This window comes from Cypionkella aquatica (assembly GCF_030161095.1).
In the GTDB taxonomy this organism is placed as follows: domain Bacteria; phylum Pseudomonadota; class Alphaproteobacteria; order Rhodobacterales; family Rhodobacteraceae; genus Cypionkella; species Cypionkella aquatica.
In genome coordinates this window covers 283114-303123 of sequence record NZ_BSPP01000005.1, presented here as the reverse complement: position 1 = coordinate 303123, position 20010 = coordinate 283114, and the positions used below count along the sequence as shown (strand labels likewise).

Sequence of the window (20010 nt, the reverse complement as noted above, 5' to 3'; positions counted from 1 at the left end):
CAGCGCGGGTGCGCATACGGTCAGTGAGGCAGCGCATCGCTGTTCCGATCATCGTTGGGGTGGAGGTCCGCCATCTTGCGCCAGCGGGCCCGGGCTGCATCCATGGCTGGCGGCTTTGTCTGACCGGAAGGCACCGGCGAGGATTTGGCGATGGCAAGGTCCACCATAGCCTCGGTGAAGTACCTGAAGGACCGCACGGCACCGGGTTTGGTTTTGCGCGCCATGACCTCCCGGATCACGCCAATCTGCTCGTCGAGGGTGAGACGGCACTCATCCCTCCATTTCTGCACCTCGACCATGTCGGCCTGCGTGCCGATCCTTGAACTTGCGCTGGTGATGCCGGACACCGGGTCGGCGCCCATGGCAGCCAACAACAGTTCACGTTCGGTTGAGGTGGTGACCGCCGGATGGCCGAGCAGGACAGCACCTGCGATTTCTGACCGAACCTGCCCGTGTGGAGGGGCCCCTTCTGCATTTTTTCGAACGGCACGAACAGCATCAGCCTTCGCCTTGCGCGCAGCTGATGATGGTTCCTTGGTGGTTCTTGATGGTTCGGCGGAACCAGCGTTCCGATTAAACGGCAGCGCCGTTCCGGGAAAGGTGTCGTCCCGTTCCGGGCGGAATGCCATTCCCGGAACCTCATTCCCGGCACGCTGTTCCGGGCTGGAAATGAGAACCTGGTAGGTATTGCACCCGCCACGACCCCGTCCGACCTGCGTTTTCAACCAACCATCCGCCTCAAGCCGCCGCACGATGTTACGAGCACCGCGCTCGGTGACACAGGCTTTTGCCGCAATGGTCGCCATGGCGGGCCAACAGCGACCAGCATCATCGCAGAAGTCTGCAAGGGCGAGCAGGACCAGCCGTTCTGCTCCGTTGCTTGGCCCGTGGTCCCACACCCAAGCCATCACGCGCACACTCATCTGCCATCCTCCCAAACCAGGTTGATGGCCGGGTTGAAACGCACAGCAGCGGTGCCGACGGCACCCTGGCGCTGCTTGGCGACGATGATCTCCAGCCGGTTCCGCACCCGCTTCATCGCAGCGTGCCAGTCGCCCAGAGCGTCAAAATCACGATCCTCGGGCTTTTCCCGCTCGAGGTAGTACTCGTCGCGATAGCAAAACAGCACGGCGTCAGCATCCTGTTCAAGCTGACCGGATTCGCGCAGGTCTGACAGCATCGGGCGTTTGTCATCACGCTGCTCGACTTGGCGCGACAGTTGCGACAATGCGATCACTGGCACATTCAGCTGCCCGGATAGGGCCTTCAGCGCGATACTGATTTCGGTGATCTGTTCATAGCGCCCCTTGGCTTGGGATCGCAGCAACTGTGCGTAGTCGACGATCAGCAAGCGCATCGCGCTGCCCATTGCCCTTTGCACCTGCCGGGCCCCGGCGAATAGCGCGCCGATGTCGGAATATTGGCGGGGCAGAAAGGTGATCGGCAACATGGCGACGCCTTCCGTCACCTCCTTCAACCGCTCCCCCTGCGACTGGGTGAAGGTGCCGCGCCGAAGAGAGGCATAGCTGACGCCATGTCCAGATTGCGCCGTCGCCTCGGAAAGCGCGCGCATCGCCATCGCTTCGGGGTTCATTTCGAGGCTGGCGATCACCACGCCATGCCCAGCGCGGGCGACATTCAGCGCGATGGACAGGGCCAAGCCGGTTTTACCCATACTGGGCCTGCCGCCAAGGATGATCAGCTCCCCCGGATAGAACCCCCCAAGGATCTCGTCCAGCGCGCAGATACCGGAGGCGATGCAATCTCCGGTTCTGCCGTGATAGGCATCATGCGCCTGTTCCAGGGCCAAAGTTGTCGCCTTAAGCATTGAAACAGGGGCGGCCCGTCCATCGGCATCGGTAACGAGGATCAGCGCGGCTTCCAGCCGGGCTGCAATCTGGTCGGCCTTGTCCTCACCTTGCGTGATCGCCTGATGGGCAGCGACCATCGCTGTCACGATCTGCCGTTTCTGCCGGAGGTCAGCCAACATCGCAATGTAGTCGTCCGCAGCATAAGCGCTGATCGAGGCACCCGCCAAACGAACCAAGTATTTGCCGCCCCCGAGCGAGGCCAAGCCTTCATCGCCCGCCATGGCGACATGCATGGTGACTGGCGACACCAGTTCGGCGGCTTTGGCTTTGCGTTCGGCAACCTCATAGATGCGCTGATGGACTGGATCGAAAAACAGACTGCCGCCGCCCCGTCTTGCGATGCGTGGAATAACGTCAGCATTCAACAGGGCCGCACCCAGCAGCTGCTGTTCGGCCTCGATGCTGGCCGGTTCTGCGTGCTGCACCTTCATTGCCGACGCCATGTCACATTGGCCGCATGGCACCGAAATTTCGCGGCAAACTTGCATCTGCGGGATCGGGCGCGTTCCATGACCGCGTTGAACCGACCATGTGCCCAGCGCCGATCCGGACCATATTTGGCTCCCGATTCGCGCAGCAACTGACCAACCGGCGCAATCGCGGTCCTGCATTTCTTTGCCATGGCATCACAAGCTGGCAGAGCAATGCGAACCGCCGCCAGTGTTGGCAAGCGAGGCGCAATAGTCGTCAAAATCCGTTCTATGGATCAGTGTCCGACTGCCCAGCTTGCAGGTGCGCAAGCGGCCCGCCGCGATCTCACGGTAGATGGTGCTGCGCCCGACGCCGAGCTGATCTATGACGTCAGTGAGGCTCAGGAATACCTTGTCTGATGCCGCCTGATTCATGGCAAAACTCCCTTGAACTTCATGGTTCTCACAGGGAGTCATGCGGAAACCGGCGGCAAAAATCGCCCCCGAAACCCTATCAATTATTGCTTGGGTTTTTGGTCTCTTATCGCTTTCCGGGCATGCGCAAGCAGATCCTTGCCGCCTCTTGGCAGATCCTCGTCGTCAGTGATGACTTCATTGATCGCCCGGAGGATCTGAAGGTAGATCACTGCATCTTGCTTGCGGAAGTTACGCCCGGCGTCCAGCCAATCATAAGCAAGTGACCTGGCAAGCCAATCAAGCGGGGCGGGAAACTCCTTTGCCACCGGACTTGACCGACCGCCCCGATCAGGACCGACCACCTGCGAGACCATCGACGTAAAGTCCTGCATGCTTTCCAATGCCAGTTCGGTTTCCAAGACGGCATAATGAATGTTGGCATAAACGGATGGCCCAAATGGCGCCCTCCCGTCTCGTTCAGCCGTAGCCACACTGAAGGCTGAGTGCTCCATCAAAGGCACTATCGCACGCTGTCTGATGCTGGAAATCATTGTGAAAACTGCCCTCAACTCGTCCTGCAAGAGCTGAAGATCTTTTGGCCGCGACCATTTGGTTTTATGCCCGCTCGAGAAGCGCACCAACGTTTCCCGCATTTTCTGCATGCCACCGTCAGCATCGAGAAAGCCACGAAAGTTTGCTGCCGCTTCTTTCTCGTTCCGGCTGGTCAGCATGCGTTCAACATCCGCGACCCACTTCGGCGAATTGTTTTCAAAAATTCGCCGGTCTTCTTCTGCGTACGGCTTCAGCGCATCCGTGAAAATATCACCAATCGTGGCCATCGAATAACGATCATCATCCGGGTCTTCATCATTCATTTTGCCACCGCTTTCAGTTGCACAACATTGTTGGCTTTTGGCTCGGTCAGAAAGCCCGACCACGCCTCCATCAGTGCCCGTCGTTTTTCAAACAGATCGCCGCGTCGATAGGCTGCTTCGGTCTTGTTGGCGACAGCATGCGCCAACGCCATTTCGCAGACTTCAGACGGAAAATTGGTAGTTTCGGCCGCCCAATCGCGAAACGCTGACCGGAACCGATGCACCGTGCAGTTCAGCTTAGCACGCTTCAAGAGGCTCAGCATTGCCATGTTGCTGAGCGGCGCTTGCAGGCCGGGGCCGGGGAAAACCCATTCGGCATGCGCGCCCTTCACTTCGTTCAGGACTTCCAGCGCCGGGGCAGTCAGTGGCACACGGTGGGCGCGGCGGGCTTTCATGCGCTGGGCAGGAATGGTCCAAAGCCCGGCCTCCATGTCGATCTCGTCCCAGCGCGCGCCGATCACCTCGCCGGTGCGCGCCGCAGTCAGAATCGCAAACCGTAAGGCAAGGACCGAGAAACCGCGCTTTTGCCCTAGGCTAGCCAGAAAAGCCGGGACCTCGGCGTAAGCCATCGATGAGTGATGATCGTCTGAAGATTTGGAGTGCCGCGGCAACAGATGGTCCAGTTGGCCACGCCAACGCGCAGGGTTTTCACCAGTGCGCAGCCCTTTGACCTTGGCCGCATCCAGAACCTTTTCCAGTCGCATCCTGATGCGGCGCGCTGTTTCTGGCCGAGTCTGCCAGCAGGGCTTCAGAACAGCCAGAACGTCATCAACCTGAATTTCGGCAATCGGGCGCGACCTGATCTTCTTGCAATAGCTGTCACTCAGGGTCATTCGCCATTGCGCGATATGCTTGGGGTTGCTCCACCCGGCTTCGTGATCCTTGATGTAGGCGTCCGCGAAGTCCCCAAACCGGACAGAGGCAATTTCGCGCGCGGCCTCTTCCTCCCGCTTTTCGGTTTTGGGGTCGATGCCATTGACCAGCAACTTGCGGGCTGCCGTGGCCTTCTCGCGGGCTTCCGCCAGTGTGACGGTGGCAGCGGACCCAAGGCCAAGCTCTCGGTTTTTCCTCGCGCCAATCGTGTAAAGGAAGGTCCATCGCTTTGCGCCAGTCGGCGAAACCCGCAGGTACAGATTGCCTCCATCGGCATATCTCCCCGGATCCTTGAGGCCCGCAACCGTTCGCGCGGTGAGCAAATGAAGCTGGCGAGTCATGGTCCCGAACCCTCCTTCGAACCAAGCGTCCTAGCTTCTGTGGCGCGGCGCGACCTTTGGCGCGGAATAGCAAAGCCTTTGGCACGGAAATCTTTGCACAGTTAGGCTTGCAAGCCCTTTAGATTGGCCCATCCAGCAACTGCAAATCACCATCCGGCAACGGCCGTTGCAGCTGGGCCGCGATCTCAAAAGGCGCACCCAGCCACGTTTCCCACTCAGCAGGCTTGGTAAAAATCACTGGCATCGCCTTGGGATGTATCGCTCCGACTTCAGCGTTAGGCGGGCATGTCAGAAACGCGAAGAGGTCATCAACCGTTTCGCCATCTTTGACCTTGCGAACTGATTTCCAGCCCCGCACCTCGATCCCTGCAAAAAACATCGGCGCGCCTTCGTCGGTCGGGCCAAACCATTTGTTGCCCTGATTCCACTCTGCAAATGACGTCACCGGAACAAGGCATCGATGGGCCGGGCCCAACCATTTGCGCCAATGCGGCGACGCCAAATTGCGGACATTGGTTACGCCGGGGTCGCGCTCGGTCTTCAGCACCGACTTCGGTGATGGCATGCCCCAGCGCGCAATCGCCAGTTCTAGCCGTCCCTCGCCCATATGGCGGATGATTGGTGCCTGATAGTTGGGGCTGATCGATCCGGGTTCCAGGTTGCCCGTGCGGTTCTCAATGCCCGCGAATAGCTGCCGCATGGCGTCGACAGCCTTTGTCTGGTTGTAGAGGTTGCACATTTCGAGATCCTCTTCTTCGCTGTTACCGCGGGGCGCGGCGGGTGAGTAATAGCCCGGCTTCACAGTCCCGTCAGCCAGTTCTAGGATTGGAAAAGCTTGCAAAAACTTCACAGCATCGATCGGGTTCCGCAGATACAGCGCAACTGCATCTCGCTGGGTCGCCTTACCGCTTCCGTGGAGTGCGTGGTTCGTCTGCCCGACATTGGCAACCAACCACTTATGCATCGGTACCATGAGTGTGCCAAACCCCATCTCTGGTACCAAAATGAACAAGCGCACCGGGAAAGCCTGTTCGTCAATTTGTGCTTGGGGAGTGGAGCGCCTGACCATTTGCAAGAACAATCACAGACCTGCGCAGCGGTGCAATACATTACTCCGCAATTTCTACTGTGTTTGACATCAACTCATAGCTTCGATCTTGGGGAAGTGCGGAGCATAGAAGGTATGTGCAGCGTCGAGAAACTGCTGAGTTGTCTTGACTGCATTTTGAAAATCTTCATCCAAATGCTCGATTAGGCCGACGATTAGCCGATTGAGTTGCGCTCCGCGAAAATTGAACTCACTGACAAACTGGGCTGGAATTTTTTCGGTCGCCAAAGGCCCGTCCAAGGTCCTCTCATAGCCGGGTAGATTGCTTTGCCACCTGTTGAGTGCTTCCCGCTCGGTCGAATAAAGAGTGAAGAGATGGCTCGAATTCACAGCGCGGCGCTCAAGCAGGCCGATGGCGCTTAGAATTTTGCTATTGTCAGCGGTCAACAGGAAGCTGAATTCTGCCGGGAACAATCGATCAGGTTCTACCAACTTTCCAGCAGTTGGGCCAATGACCAAGAATGGGTCGGTTTCACGTATGATGCCCACATCTTTATCTGCATATTGAGCATCTATATGCTGCTTGATTGCGCCTAAAACCTCGACCCACTGTTGGAGCTTGAAGAAGCCTGAGAGAGCTTCCGCTGCACCCGCCTTCAGTCGTTCTTGTCTTCGGTTCTCGCTTTCTAACTCCCGAGCGGAGACCCGTGCGTCAGCTTCATGTTTGCGCGAGATGATGTCTCGCCTCAGTGTCAGCCAAAACGAAAAGAATGCCGCCAGAAATGTTACAGCTGCAGCTACGAAGTTGGGCACGATGGAGGGCCCTTTTGTTTGCAAAGGGATGAGGCTCACAGAAATCCATCCGTCATGTTGTCCGATCCAAGCGGCGATGTAGTCGAACATTCGGTGTCCTCAAAAACTTGAAAATTGAGTAGCAATGCTGCCAAATTTGCACTCCTTGAAATAGCGCGTCCAGCACATTTAGTGCGCCAACGGCAAGATGAAGCTTGTGGAAGTATAAATACAGCCGGGGCTAGTCGGCCCCGATTGGTCAAGCGTCTCGACCGAAAGTTCCGCCTTCGACATGCGCGACGCGCTCGCTGCGACCAGTGGCCCCGCTGCCAGAACATGAAAAAGCCGGGGCCTCATCAGCCCCGGCTCTCCAACGTCAGCGCTACATCTAAGGGCTAACAGCAGCGCTTTCCGCTGATCACACCGACCGCCAAACTGGGCAGCAATCGGCACTGATGAGGTAATGCAGATCCACCTCGCCAGTTCCCAAGTCGCCATGCCAATGGGCCACATACCGCTTAGCGTGTAAGGAATCATTGATGCATCGCGGCAACTGACCCAACCTCGGTCACATCCATAAATATCGGGAGGCGTGCGACATGACGTTTAATCGCGTCCTCATATATTCATTTGCGCTTGGCTGTGTTGCGGGGCTTGCAGCATTGGGTTTGATCGCCTTCATCAGCTGACCGACATTGTCACCATCAAAACCCGCCCAACTCGTAGTTCGAGATCAGCACCTCCGCCCTTTGGCCGCGATGGTGTAGCTGGTTTTCACCTCGCGGAGTCGGAAGGTTTTGCTGGTCATTGGGGCATCAGTGGTATGAAGCCCCGTGTCGGAGGGTGTTGACGCACCCCCCGGCCTCCTTAAAAGGCCTGTCGTTCTAAGCGTCGGGCACCCACAATTCGGGATCATCGATATCGGTGGTGGCGGGGTCCATTTCCTTGATCGCCCAGGAGCGCGCATAGATCGCCGACACAAACGCCGCGCCTTTTTGCCAAAGCTCGAGCATCTGCATCGGCACCAACTGGTGCAGCACGTTTTCCCGATCAAGGAAGTCCATCAGCGTCGTGCTGTCGCCCATGCCGACGCGCAGCTGCGCGCCAAAAGCGAGGCCCTGAAGGCTGGTTTGATCCTCCGGCCGACCTTGCAGCGCCACCGGCCCGTGGCCAGTGATCTGCACCGTGGTACCAGCGGTGATGACCGCCAGTCGCTTGGCATTTACCGCCGCCCGAAACGCAAGCCGCATCGGCTCCAGATCGAACAGAACAAGCGCGCCGTCGATCACCCGCCAAGCCGACAAATCGCCAATATCGTGATCGTCCACCGCAATCCAAAAGCCACTCAGACCTGCCGGGATTTCTGAGCCGTTTACCGTGAACAGCACGACGCCCGTTTCTGGCTCATAGCAAATCTGCATCATCCCCAGTTCCCCATTGAATAAAACGCATAGTTGATTGCCCGCGAAGCACTCCCACCGCCACTCAGTCGGACAGGCGTTTTTGATGACATGAAGGTTGCCGTATTAACCTGATAGATCATCACGCTTGCCCCATCGCCAATATCGACAAGGCCAATGTCTAGGTTGTTCGTGCCTGCAACCTCGCTCAAAACCCACAGGCCCGCCCCCAGATTTGGGAAGGTGACGCTGAAGCCGACTTTGCTTATCGACCCAGTGACGGTCGGGCTCAGCGGGATCACATCAGCCGGAGCCGGGACCGTTGCGCGGGTGCTATACTTGATCATGCCGGGCGAGCCGATGCCGCCCTTGCGGCCAGTGCTTGGGGCAAGCCCTCCCGCGCCTTGGGCGATCACAAGCTTGGGGTTTGCATAGGCCGAAACATCAAAGTCTTTGACGTTTTTGGCGATAGCGGCGGCCCCGCCAACGCCGCTGGTTGATGTATCACCACCGCCCGCGCCGCCCGCCGCGTATCCAGTTGCATCGCTTCCCGAAGCGCGGCGGTTGCCTTTGCCGCCAACACCGACTGGCGAGCCTTGACCCGATCCGCCCGTGTCGCTGGTCCGGGTCAATGTGCCGCCCAAGCCACCTACGCCCGTCCAAGAAATTCCGGTGTTTGTCGCGCCGTCCCACAGCTGCACAACTGTGTTGCCGCCATTGCTGCCAGCCGCGCCATCCCCGCCGTTTCCTGTCCCGCCTTTGCCACCGCCGCCGCCGCCGTAAATCTCAAGGTCGATCAGCCGCGTCCCGACCGGCAGCGTGATTGTGCCGCTCGCCGTGTAGGAGTTCGCAACAGGCGCTGCCACCCCGGAAACGAAGTGCCGGGCGTTCTGGATTTTCAGGCCCGTTTCGGATGAAAGCTTGATGTATTGCTGCTTGCCGCCAACATCGGTTCGGCTCGCGGCAAGGCCAAAACCATCCGTAGAAACCCCGAAATAAAGACCGTCGGTCGCATCATCATTGACCGCAGATTTTTGGTATCGCAGCCCTGCTTGCGGCAGGATGGTCAGCAGGTCGTCCACGTCCAGAAATGAGGCCGATACCCGCTCGCCATTCAGAAATGCAACGTCCATTTTCTCGGCGGTGATCGCACCATCTGCGATCAGAACGCCGCCTGATTTCTTCTGCATCTTGAAGCCGCCAGCATTGCCAGCGCCCGCACCGTTTGCGGCGCGCGTAAGCTTGAACCGCGCCCGTCGCGCCGCAGCGCCCGTCAAAATGTTGATGCTTTCCAGAAAGCCGGGAAAACTCAGGTTTGCGCGCTGCTGGACAATATCCGAGGTCAGAACCGTAATGGCCCCGGCTGCATCAATAGAGCCTGTCTCAATTGTGAGCGTTGCGGTCCCTTGACCTGCGGCAGTGGCGGCCATGAAGGCCGCACCTGACACCAGATACTCCTCGCCCGGCTCAACCACAAACCAGCCCGTGTCCACCGATCTTGCGGATGATGCCGGATTGATGCTCAGATACTTTGTGCCGAGCGCCGCCTGCCCCGTGGCAATGAATGTAAACGCCGCGCTGTTTGACGTGCTGTAAAACGCCGGGTCGGCCATATTGAAGTCAGGAAACACGTTGCCGCTGTCAGAAATTCTCAGGCTGGATGCCAGAACTTCGATGTGTTTGGCCGCAAGTGTGATCGTGCTGGCTGGCCCCAAAACCGGATCATCCGTCGCCACAATCTCAAAGTATGCCCCTGCGCTACCCGACACGAGGCGCAGGCTATATGTCACCGCCGCAAAGCCGTTCAGCATCGCAATCGCAGATGATTGGGTTGTCAAAAGCGCGGAGGTGCCACCCGCATCGACGGCCAGCTGTGTCAGAAGCGTGCCAAGCGCAGTCCCGGTCAGGGCCGAGACATTCACCGCCTTAATGTCCGTGATCGAAGCGCCCAGCCCGTCAGTTACAGTCACGTCCTCGACCTCAATCCACTCGACTTGCTGGCGAGCGGAATTGAGGCCCGAAATGTTGACAGCCAACCGCCAGCTCGCTGCGGTTGCGTTGCCACTCGCCGTGCGCCAAGCTACCGGGTCAAGGGTATATTCGCGGATCACCCAGCCATCGGCCACAACCATTCCTGTGAATTGCGCGACGTTTACGGTTGTCAGATAAGCACCGCTCGCATCCGTGATATTGACCCGAAGCGCCGTCGCGTGTGATCCAGTTGAAGGGTTTGTCACAAGCCGCGTTTTCATGCGCAGCCGCATCTTTTGGCCCGTGATAAAGGGGCGGTTGGCCCGCTCTACCATGTTTCGAGAGGCGGTCTGCGGCCCCGCCTCGAGGACAAGTCCAAGGCTCGCGACCGACACCAGATTCACGTCACTATAAAGGGCGACGATAGAAGTATCGGTCGGCAAAGAGGCAATCGTATGCGTCAGCCCACCCGCCCAATAGTAATCCCCGAGCTTGAAATCCGAGTGCAGCTTTTGGCTTTGATAGGGCGAGATAGCAGCGCTCAGCCGGGTATCGACGGCTGCAATTGCAGCGTTGGTATTGACGGTCGTAAGGTAGTTTGTGGCAAGATTGGCTGCTAACGCATCAGCCGTGCTTTGCGCAGCCGCAGCTGCCGCAGCAGCATCCACAGCCACCTTGTCGCGCGCAATGACCCACGCCCCGCCCAGCCAGCGCTTTGGCGCGTTGATGCCGCCCGTGGTGTCGATCCACAAGTTTTCGGCCTGCTGATCGCCCGCGACGGGCGTGCTTGATCCGTAAATGACCTTGCCCTTGCTGCCCGCCAATGAATAGGCGTCCGCAGCTGCGGTGGCGGCGTTTGTCGCCGTGGTGTTTGTAGCGCTAAGATTTGTGGTCAGGGTGGCAATCGCAGAGGTTTGGCCGCTGATCGTGATGGCTTGGGTGTCAATCGTGGCCTGCATGGCGGGCACGTTCCAAGCATTGCGCTCGGCCTCGCTCGCCGCCCGTATTTGCACGAAATGCCAGACTTGTTGCGTCTGTGGCAGGTTTGACGAGCTTTTAGGGTAGCCGACGAGGCGGACGTAAGCGAATGTTCCGGCTGGGCGCTTCCACAAGGTTTCGACCGTCTGAACGATGCCGGGCTTAACGGAAATACCCAACTGGCTGAAACTGCCAGTGGCAGCCGCCGCCGATTGCAAATCGCCGCGCGTCCAAGTCGTCAAATCATTTGACCATTCGGGCCGCAGATAAGGGTTGGTGATGCTGCCGGAAATGCACTCAATTGCCGTCGTTACGACCACATAAGGCGCGTCAGGATCAGCCCCTTTCATGCCGTTCGTCTCTAAGTCAGACCGCGCGACAAATTGGATCACGCCTGTCCCTGTTGGGACGTTGATTGAGATTGCAGAGCCAAAGAGGCCAGCGATTTTTGTTGCGTAAGTGCCAGTGCCGGTGCGCGAAAACCAGTAAGTCGCGGTAAGGTTGCCAGAAGTCCAACGCGAAAAAATTGGATCTGTCAGCCAGCCGTCAAGGCCCGCGCGCGTCCGCGCCTCGATGGAGGCAAGCGCCCCGTTTACATCGGTCACAAGCCCCGCCGTCAGCAGATTCAATTCGGCTTGCGCGGCTGCGGCCGCTGCAACCGTATCACTGATCGTTGTGTTCAGCGTCGGGGTGAGATCGACCGTGTCAATTCTGACGTCCGGGCTGGTGACGTCCAGCCAATCGCTCCAGACCGCTGCCCGGCCGGGTGTCACCGGCAGGCCGCGCGCCTGATAGAGCGTGTTCGGCACGATGCCTTCGGCAAGGATGACTTGCCCGCCCTCGACCTCCGAAACCGTGCCGATTTTCACCACGGCCGAGGTGGCTTTCACCCGCACCTGATATTGCACCGCATCGACCGCATCCATATCGGCGGCAGACCAGCTCATGCGGATGGCGGGGCGGCGGGCGGTGCCGGTGGCGTCAGGAATAGACAGCGGTGCCACCGCCCACGTGTCCAGCGTCTGCGCCGGGGGATCGACCGGCTGCGATGATCCGACCGAGACCGGCAGCACCCATGTCGGCGACCAGCTGTAATCGCTGGCATCGACCTCGCGCACCGACACCCGCTGCAGGAGGGTTTTGACGTCATCGGCGACCTCGGCCAGATCAAACAGCTTGGAGGCATAACCGTTGCGGGCGGACGTCCAGCTGACCACATCGAGCGGTTCCAAGATCGCCGCATCGGGCGGCAGGGTCAGCCCGTGTTTGCGAAACCGCCGCTCGTCGGCGATATAGGCATACATCAGGCGCTGCACCTGATCCGGGAATGGGCATGCGGGCAGATCCAGCGCGCTGATCCTGCGCCCCCCGTCCTCGGCCTCCCAAGTGGTGTTGTAGCGTGACGGGGCCGATTTGGTTTTCCAGACGGTCTCGGGATCTGGATATTTGGCATCGATGCCGTTCTTGCGTGCTGCCGCGTTCGGGAAGGGATCAAAGTCCTGCGGCTTGGTGACCACGATGTCGTCATCGGTCATAAAATAGACCGGCAGACCCGGCCCGCCGACGCGGAATTTAACCTCACCACCGGATTCGGCGATGGTGCCTAAACACCCCTTTAACAGCTCTTCAACGATGGCTGCAGGCTCGGCATCGACGCGCACCTCAATGCCTGCGCGGTATTGCGCCACAGCGGGCGTGCCGATGGTGACGTCGCATTCGTTCATCGCCGCAAACATCGAGGCGTTGGGCAGATCCGCGCCCTCGATGCTGCCGCCCCAAGTTCCCAAGCCCGGAATGGTGATGCCGCGCGCGATATTATAGGCGATCACCGCATTGTTGCGGGTGGCGGCATAGGTGGCAGGCTGACCCCAGCGATGCGCGCCCGAGCCGCCGATGGTGGTGTCTTTGCGCGGATCGTAAAGCTTGATGCCACCGCACTCGAAGAGGACTGAGGGGAAAGATGAGAAGAGTTGGCGGCGGTAGCGGAAGGTGCAGATTGCGTAAGGCACGCCAAGGCCGATCATGTCTGACAGCCACGGCCGCTCTGGATAGCTGCCATACTTTGCCAGCAGCATCGGGTCCGCGACGGTCTGGCTGCCGTCATAGTATTTGACCCACGCATAGCCGTCATATTTGCCGGTGACCGGCAGGCCATAATCTGCATGCGCGACTGTGCCGAGCGTGACAAAAGCCCCATCGATGGCGACACGGTCAAGCGTTTGGCCCGCGATATCTCCTAGTGCGATGACATAGGTGAGATAGGCGTTTGGTGTTTTGCCATACTTGCCGTGGGTCATCGGCGGGCAGACAGCATCCCCGGCCGTGGCCGAGACGCCCAGGATGAAGCCCACCGGATTGGTGCCGCCGGTTGCGGTCTGTTCGGTGGTGATGCCGGGGGTCTTTGGCTTGGTGGCCAGCGCCCCCTTTAGGGCCGAGAAAGCCACAGAGGTCAGCAGCCGCCCTGTGAAAGTGGTCAGGAAGCCGCCCGCCGCGAAAGCTCCGCTTACCGCCGAAACAAGCGGAGCCAGAACCGGTGCCGCTGCGGCATCGGTGGCAGTCAGCAAAAAGGCAAAGATGGCCGTAAAGAGGGTGAACAGATAACGTTGCATCATGGCACCCGGAAAGCGGCGATGGCATCGCTCAGCGGCAGGATTCCGAGTGAAGTGGCGGTCAGCACATAGACGCCCTCGCCTTGCACCACGCCCAAGGCGGCTCCCTCTGGTCCATCAATCACGGCAAGATCACCGGCAGCTGCGAAGGCAGGCGCGATCTTTTCAAAATGATCTGCGGCCAGTGCCAGATGGTCAGCGTATCCGGCTCTTTTAAGGGCCATTAAACCGCCCTTTAACGAGCTGTAAGTGCCGCGCCAGTCTGCCGCAAGATCCACATCGGTCATCGCCTTAATGCAGCCCGCTGCAAAGAGCGCGCAATCGTGCTGACCATAGGCGAAGGGCAGCCTGGCACAGCTGCTGACATAGTCAATCAGGCGCACTTTCCAGTCGTCATGCCTCATCGGTTATTGCCTTTGAACAAGGGGATCGACGTAATTCCCGGCAGGGTGGCGGGTGCGGGTGGTGCGCCCGTTTCACGCTTTTCGCCCCAGCTGGTGCTGACGCTGCCGGTCTGGTCTTTGTAGCGGTAGAAGCGATCATCGCTGCGCTGGCGCTGGACGGCATCCGACCGGGTGAGCGTCAGGCTATGCGTCAGGCTTTCCAGCGCGCTTGCCAGAGTGATGACCACGTTGGACTCGCCCCCGATGGCGGGCGTCTGAATAGGTGCGCCATCCACCACGCCCTTCCAAAGCCGCTTGGGGTTGGCAATCAGCCCACCCGACTCCGGGTTGTAAAACACGCGGTGGATCTCGGCCGGGGCGCGCCAGCCGTCATAGCCGCGCAGCATGGTGTTGACCTCGGGGGCCAGCGGCGACAGCGTCACGCGCTGCATCCGTACCGTCAGACCCGACTGCATCACAATCGGATCGATGCTGACCAGACCGCCGCCGCCGAAATAGGCCCGCGTCTCGGCCCCAACGGTAAAGCTGCGATCATCCTCGCCGGTCCAGAAGCCGAAGCTCACGCGCGCATTGGTGGCGCGGTCGCGGACCTGAATCCAGAACAACAATCGGACCAGATAGCCGGAACGGGTCTGTAGTGCTGAAAGTTCGGCTGCGGTATAACTGCGCATGTTACCTCAGGGTCTGCATGAAGCGGAATGACATGCCGTTGGTGATGGTTTTGGAGGTCACTCCGACATTGATTGAGTTGGGCACAACCAGTGCTTTGCAGGCCGCATCGATCAGCGTGACGCTTGCGCCGACAGCTGCACCTGGGCGGATCATCGGACTTACTTCGAAGGTCGGAGAGATGCCGCCTGTTGGCACCGCTGCTGGCGCAGACACGATGCGGTGCAGCGCGCGGCGAATGACCGTGGTGCCATAGTCAAAGGCCAGATAGTCGCCGACGCTCAAGCGGTAGCCCACCGGCAGACCTTGGATGCGCATGTCCCGATTGTTGGCCGCGAGCGTGTGGATTGTGGGTGTGCTGGCCCCAAGGGCTGCCCCCGTCAAATCCAGCAACGGACCGGGACGGCGGGTGTCGTAGAGATAGAAGCTGCGGCCAGCCGGGCGCAGGATGTCGAGGCGCGCTGTCACCAGCGCAGCATCATTTGGCGTCATCTCACCCAGCTTGATCTCACCCTGCCACAGCATCGGGGCCAGATCGGCCTGCATCACCTCACCGCCACCGGTTTGGTTGATCTCCACCTGTTCTGGTGTGGCCAGCGAAATCGCCTCAATCGGCAGAATGTCCATGAAGTTGGCGACACTGAGTGGAAACGCAAATGCCATCTCTATCTCCCCGAAATACGCGGATCGCCGACAACTTCCATCACCCGGCCGGGCAGCACTTCACGGTCGTAAAGTTCTTGGCCCGCGCGCACGCCTTCCAGCACCATGTTGCGGATCTCGGAATCGCCCGTGGCACCATCGACGTTGATCGTCTGATGATTGGTGATGTTGTAAACGGGAGGCCCTCCGCTGCCCTGCCGCCCGCCGCCCGCCTGCCAGGAGGCTGGCGCGGAATACCCGACCGGCGCTGTGCCGACATAGCCACCGTCCGCATAGGCTCCGACAGGCCGGGTGCCCGCGATCACGCCCATCAGCTGATCCACCGGCACGCCTGCATTGATTGCCTGCAGCAGCGGCAGCGCATTGGCCGTGGCGGCAGCGTTGACGATGTATTCCCCCGCCGACACTCGCACGACGTGATTGTCCTCGCGCGGCCCGCCTTTGCCCTGAAGCAACCCACCGTCTGCAAATGGCAGCGGCAGGCCCAGCGACCCGGTGCCGCCAGAGCTTGTCCCACCGCCCAAGACACCGCCCAGCAAACTGCCGAGAAAGCCCCCTCCGCCTCCAGTGCCGCCGCCCCACAGCATGTCAAACGCCGAACTGGCGGCCATTTCTGCCAGCTTGCCCAGCACTTGGCTCAAGGCATCGCGGAAGCTGTTCGCGCCAGAAATCCAGCCCACGAAGGCGGATTTCATGGTAGATTTGAGTTCTTCTTGCGCCTGCTTGATTGCCTCCAGCGCGGTCTTTTCCGCCATGCGGGTGCGGATCAAGCCCTCAAGCTCGGACTTCTGCGCGGTTGTCGCACCCTTCAGTTGCTCAGACTTTTGCAGCAACTCGGCCTTCACCGGATCGGTCTCGCGCAGCACGGCCAATTCCATGCGCTCCGCCCGGATCAGCTCAAGCACGCTGTCGGTCTCGGCTTTTTTGCCGCCGCCGCCTGAGGGTTTTTTGTCCGCGACGATCTTCGGCAGCTCATAGCGGCTCGGCAGGCTGCTCAGATTGCCAAAGCCCAAGGCAGTGGGGCCAGTGTCGGCTTCCGAGCCGATCCCCATGCTCAGACCAAAGTTCGGGGTTGCTGCGCCCTTTGCACTCAGTCCCATCAACCCGATGGCATGTGCCAAAGACACGCCAAGGCTGGCGGCAAGCATCTGGGCCTGACCGGCTGCAGCCCCAATCCCCGCCGCCATGTTGACCGAGGCAATGCCCCGCGCAGCATCCCATGCCCGCATCATCTCATCGGCTTGATCACCCGCGATGCCTTGCGAGGCCAACAGCGCCACTTGCGCCTCGCGCTCGGCACCGGCGCGGGCATAGGCGACCTCAAGGCTGTCCGCGCCATATTTGGCCGTCAGTTTGACGATCTCGGCCTCTTGGTTCAGGCTCGTCAGCATCGTCGAGCGGGCGCTCTCGGCAGCTGCCGCACGCTGCTGTTCCATCAGGCCGATCTGCTGGACAGCCGCCGCGCGCATCGCTTGCGCCTGATCGCCCTGACGCTGGATGCCCAGACGTTGAATTTCCGCGTCGACGGTCCTCAGGAGCTGCTGTGCCTCAAGCGCGCGGACCTGAACGCTTTGCGCGCCATACTGCAGCTTGGCTGCGGCCAAAGCATTTTCGCGCTCGGCCGCCGCGATCACTTCCGCAGCGGACTTGCGCGCGGTGTCCGCCGCAATGCGGGTTTTCGCCTCCGCAGCAGGATCGCGCGTCAAGCGATCAAGCGCTGTCGGCCCGCCCATACGGTCGTTTTCGATCCCGGCCGCGCGCTGCAGCTCGATGCGTTGGCGGTTCTGCTCGGCTTCAGCAACCGCGATGCGGCGCACGGCGGCTTCGGTTTCCAGCAAATTTTGGTAAAAGGCAGACTGCGCGCCGTTCATTTGGCCGATGCTGCCAGCTGCGGCCAAGAGTTCAGATCGAAGCCCTTGTACTGCTAGCAGCTGATTACGGGTGCCTTCAGTTGCGCCAAGTTGTGTTAGGCCGTCCTGAAACCGCTGAATGGCGGGATCATCGTCACTGTAGGTCAGCCCTCTGCCTTCAGAGTATTGCTTTTTCGCCCCTAGTAGATCGCCGATGTTGTCTTTTGGCGTTGCGACCCAGCTTCCAAAGACCTCATCTTTTAGCGCGCCGGTCGTAGTGGCAATATCGCGCAATGCCTTGATGCCCGCGAGTGCCGTCAGGTTTTCCTGCATCCTGACGATTTCACTGTTCAGCCCACCGAATTCCTTGGTGACATCCCCAACGCTGCGACCGGCTACCTGTGCGAACTCACCTGCCGATTTCGACAAGTTTTCAATGGATTCGTCGGCGGTAACGGTTTCACCGATCAGGCCAACCAGCGCGGAGACCACCACCGCGCCCATGGCGATGGCCCCCATCGTCACCAGGTTCATCGGTGACACCATGCCGAGCAATGCCGCCTTCAGAGATTTGCCGACTGGCTCTCCCTTAGCTTTCATCTGGTCGAAGACTTGGGTGATTTGGGTGCCCTGCTGGATCGCCAGCATCAGCGGGTTTTGACCGGCCGCGAGCATGACGCCGATATCGTTGAACTGGAAACCCAGCTGCGCAACGGATGCCGACGCCGTGCCCGCGTTCTTGGACACTCCCGCCAAAACCGGCGACATACTTTGCGCCGCTCTGGCCCGAGCCTGCGCGGCTCCCGTGGCGGTCAATGCGCCGTCACGCTCCGCATCCGCAATCGCCAGCAGCTCCATCTCATAGCGGCGGCTGGCGGCGAACAGCGGATCGAAGCGCGCGCGGGTCTCGTCAAGGGCACGACCATGGGCGAGCTCGGCAGCCACGCTGGATTGGGTAGACGATGCCAAGCCGGTGGAGACGGCGATCATCTGTTGCAAAGCTGTCGTCTGTTGCGTGACCGCCGAGGCGGCAGATCTCGACGCTGTTGCCAGATCGACGACATTGGCAGCTGTACGCCCAGTCGCCTGCCCCGCCGTTGCAGCCCCAGTGCCCAGCTTTTCAATGTCACCGCGCAGGCCAGCCGCTTCAGCACGCGCTTGCGCGGCTTTCATCTCGACCAGCATACTGACGCGCATGTCACCCACGGCGGTTTAGCTCCTCAATTGCGCCGCTTTCGATGGCGCGCACATCTGCCCAAGCTTCGGGCGTTACGGTCAGTCCAGCGAGGTCGAGGGCGGCGCGGGCGGAGGCATAGTCGAGGCCGATCCAGATGACTTTGCCGCCCCAGTTTCCCGACAGGGGTGCTGTGCGCCATTGGCCCGACACCGCACACCAAGCGTTCCAACCGGCTAAGTGATCCTCCCAAAGCCCGTCGCACTGGAAGGTGTCGTTGGTTTCAATCGTCAGGCCAAAGACGCGGGCTGAGTCCGCAAGGCGATCCATGTCGGACGGGCCGCGCTTGTCGCGGGCGAATTCACCCCGCGCCCAAGCCGCACCCGCCCAGGTCAGTTTCCCCGGCGCAAGCCCGCCAGTTCCGTGGTGTAGGTCGCGATGATGGCTTGGCGGATGGCCATGTCGCTCAGCAAAGCCGCGCGGTTTTCCGGGGTGACGCCGAACGGGGCATCTTCGCTGTCCACGAGGCCTTCCCAGCCCTTGAAGATCATGTCGATGTAAGCGTCTTCGGCCTCGATTGTGCCGAGTTTCAGCTCCTTCAGGGCGTTGCGATCCAAGGCCACGAAGTGCCCGACAAAGCTGTCACTGCCAGCATCATCGCCGGGATAAACCACCTTTACAGTGGCTTTAAACGGTCTGTTTTTGACGATTTTCATGGGGCGATCCTTATGTGAACACGAGGGAGGCTTGGTCATTGCCAGCGGCTGCGACTGGCAGCGGCATGCCGGTCAGCGCCATTTCGACAATGCCGTCCTGATCATCAAAGCCCTCGGGGCGCGCGATCTGGACCGCAGGCATGTTGAGGGTGCAAATCTTGCCCGCACCGGTGCCGTGGACCAGCACCATCGCGGCGGTGCTGGCCGCTGCCGCAACCGCGATAGGGTTGAAGGTGGCAAGCGGCGGCGTCTCGATGGTGAACTTGATCGACTCTTCGGCATTGGTGATGATGATCTCTTCCTTGCCGACCAAGAAGCGCGGTTTGACCTCTGCGCCTGCGTTGAATTCGAAGCTGCGCAAGATCAGTGCGGTGCCGCCATAGGTGAAGGTCGGTGTGTTGGCCGAGCTGGCAACTTGGGGGATCTGGCTGAGCTGGGTGCCCAAGGTCACGGTCGGGATAGCCACTGTCGACGGTGCTGCCCACAGGCCGGTCATCTCGAAAGCCAGCACCGGGATTCCCAAAGCATTGAGCTTGTAGGTAAAGGTGCCGCGCACGCCCACCAATTTGTAAAGCTGGCCGTCGAGATACCAGTAGATCGTGCAGCTTTCCTGCGTGCCGGAATGCGGGGTGTAAGTAACTGAGGTGCTGGCCACCAAAACCTGTGCCCACTTGCAGGCGCGAAGCAGCGGGCCAAAGGCCAAGGCAGTGCCAGCGGCACCGTTGCCCTTCAACTCGATTTCAAACGAGATCGACATATGCAGGCCGACCGGGATGGTCGGGGCCGCGCTGAAATAGGGCCGGTCGTAGTCACGTTTGACGTCACTGCCCTTCATCGGGCTGATCTTGACGTTTTGCGCGAGGATCGCGTTGGCAGCACCCGTTGGAACCGGATCGGTGCCATAAGTCACCTCCGCTTTCACCAGCAGCGCCTGAAGACGCATGAACAT

16 protein-coding genes are annotated in these 20010 nt (G+C 60.1%); all 16 read right to left on the bottom strand.

Annotated elements, in window-relative coordinates; all coding sequences use genetic code 11:
* Nucleotides 1-20 precede the first annotated feature (20 nt).
* A complete protein-coding gene (locus QQJ98_RS08445; RefSeq protein ID WP_284324912.1) occupies nt 21-923 on the bottom strand; it encodes a helix-turn-helix domain-containing protein in 903 nt (300 codons plus the stop codon).
* Complete coding sequence (locus QQJ98_RS08440; RefSeq protein WP_284324911.1) at nt 920-2302, bottom strand: DnaB-like helicase C-terminal domain-containing protein; 1383 nt, start codon at nt 2300-2302, stop codon at nt 920-922. The genes QQJ98_RS08445 and QQJ98_RS08440 overlap by 4 nt, the downstream gene beginning before the upstream one ends.
* Nucleotides 2303-2497: 195 nt before the next feature.
* Entirely contained in the window at nt 2498-2716 is a 219-nt protein-coding gene (locus QQJ98_RS08435) for a helix-turn-helix domain-containing protein (RefSeq protein WP_284324910.1), read from the bottom strand.
* Nucleotides 2717-2799: 83 nt separating this feature from the next.
* Nucleotides 2800-3573, bottom strand: coding sequence for a hypothetical protein (locus tag QQJ98_RS08430; RefSeq protein WP_284324909.1), 774 nt, complete (start codon nt 3571-3573; stop codon nt 2800-2802).
* Nucleotides 3570-4787, bottom strand: coding sequence for a tyrosine-type recombinase/integrase (locus tag QQJ98_RS08425; protein ID WP_284324908.1), 1218 nt, complete (start codon nt 4785-4787; stop codon nt 3570-3572). The genes QQJ98_RS08430 and QQJ98_RS08425 overlap by 4 nt, the downstream gene beginning before the upstream one ends.
* A 118-nt stretch (nt 4788-4905) precedes the next feature.
* Nucleotides 4906-5868 (bottom strand): SOS response-associated peptidase, encoded by a 963-nt coding sequence (locus tag QQJ98_RS08420; RefSeq protein WP_284324907.1) that lies wholly within the window; start codon nt 5866-5868, stop codon nt 4906-4908.
* Between the two features lie 57 nt (nt 5869-5925).
* Nucleotides 5926-6738 carry a hypothetical protein gene (locus QQJ98_RS08415; RefSeq protein WP_284324906.1) on the bottom strand — a complete coding sequence of 271 codons (813 nt, stop codon included), beginning with the start codon at nt 6736-6738 and terminating at the stop codon, nt 5926-5928.
* 773 nt (nt 6739-7511) lie between these two features.
* Nucleotides 7512-8051, bottom strand: coding sequence for a DUF4376 domain-containing protein (locus QQJ98_RS08410; RefSeq protein ID WP_284324905.1), 540 nt, complete (start codon nt 8049-8051; stop codon nt 7512-7514).
* On the bottom strand, nt 8048-13585 hold the full coding sequence (locus QQJ98_RS08405) for a phage tail protein (RefSeq protein ID WP_284324904.1): 5538 nt from the start codon (nt 13583-13585) through the stop codon (nt 8048-8050). The genes QQJ98_RS08410 and QQJ98_RS08405 overlap by 4 nt, the downstream gene beginning before the upstream one ends.
* Complete coding sequence (locus QQJ98_RS08400; protein WP_284324903.1) at nt 13585-13989, bottom strand: DUF6950 family protein; 405 nt, start codon at nt 13987-13989, stop codon at nt 13585-13587. The genes QQJ98_RS08405 and QQJ98_RS08400 overlap by 1 nt, the downstream gene beginning before the upstream one ends.
* Nucleotides 13986-14660 (bottom strand): hypothetical protein, encoded by a 675-nt coding sequence (locus QQJ98_RS08395; RefSeq protein ID WP_284324902.1) that lies wholly within the window; start codon nt 14658-14660, stop codon nt 13986-13988. The genes QQJ98_RS08400 and QQJ98_RS08395 overlap by 4 nt, the downstream gene beginning before the upstream one ends.
* 1 nt (nt 14661) lies before the next feature.
* Nucleotides 14662-15321 (bottom strand): hypothetical protein, encoded by a 660-nt coding sequence (locus QQJ98_RS08390; RefSeq protein ID WP_284324901.1) that lies wholly within the window; start codon nt 15319-15321, stop codon nt 14662-14664.
* Between the two features lie 2 nt (nt 15322-15323).
* A complete protein-coding gene (locus tag QQJ98_RS08385; RefSeq protein WP_284324927.1) occupies nt 15324-18368 on the bottom strand; it encodes a phage tail length tape measure family protein in 3045 nt (1014 codons plus the stop codon).
* A 1-nt stretch (nt 18369) separates the two neighbouring features.
* Nucleotides 18370-18675 (bottom strand): DUF1799 domain-containing protein, encoded by a 306-nt coding sequence (locus tag QQJ98_RS08380; protein WP_284324900.1) that lies wholly within the window; start codon nt 18673-18675, stop codon nt 18370-18372.
* A gap of 62 nt (nt 18676-18737) precedes the next feature.
* The gene (locus tag QQJ98_RS08375) at nt 18738-19061 is read right to left on the bottom strand and encodes a hypothetical protein (RefSeq protein ID WP_284324899.1); all 324 of its coding nucleotides are present in this window, start codon (nt 19059-19061) and stop codon (nt 18738-18740) included.
* Between the two features lie 10 nt (nt 19062-19071).
* Complete coding sequence (locus QQJ98_RS08370) at nt 19072-20010, bottom strand: phage tail tube protein (RefSeq protein ID WP_284324898.1); 939 nt, start codon at nt 20008-20010, stop codon at nt 19072-19074.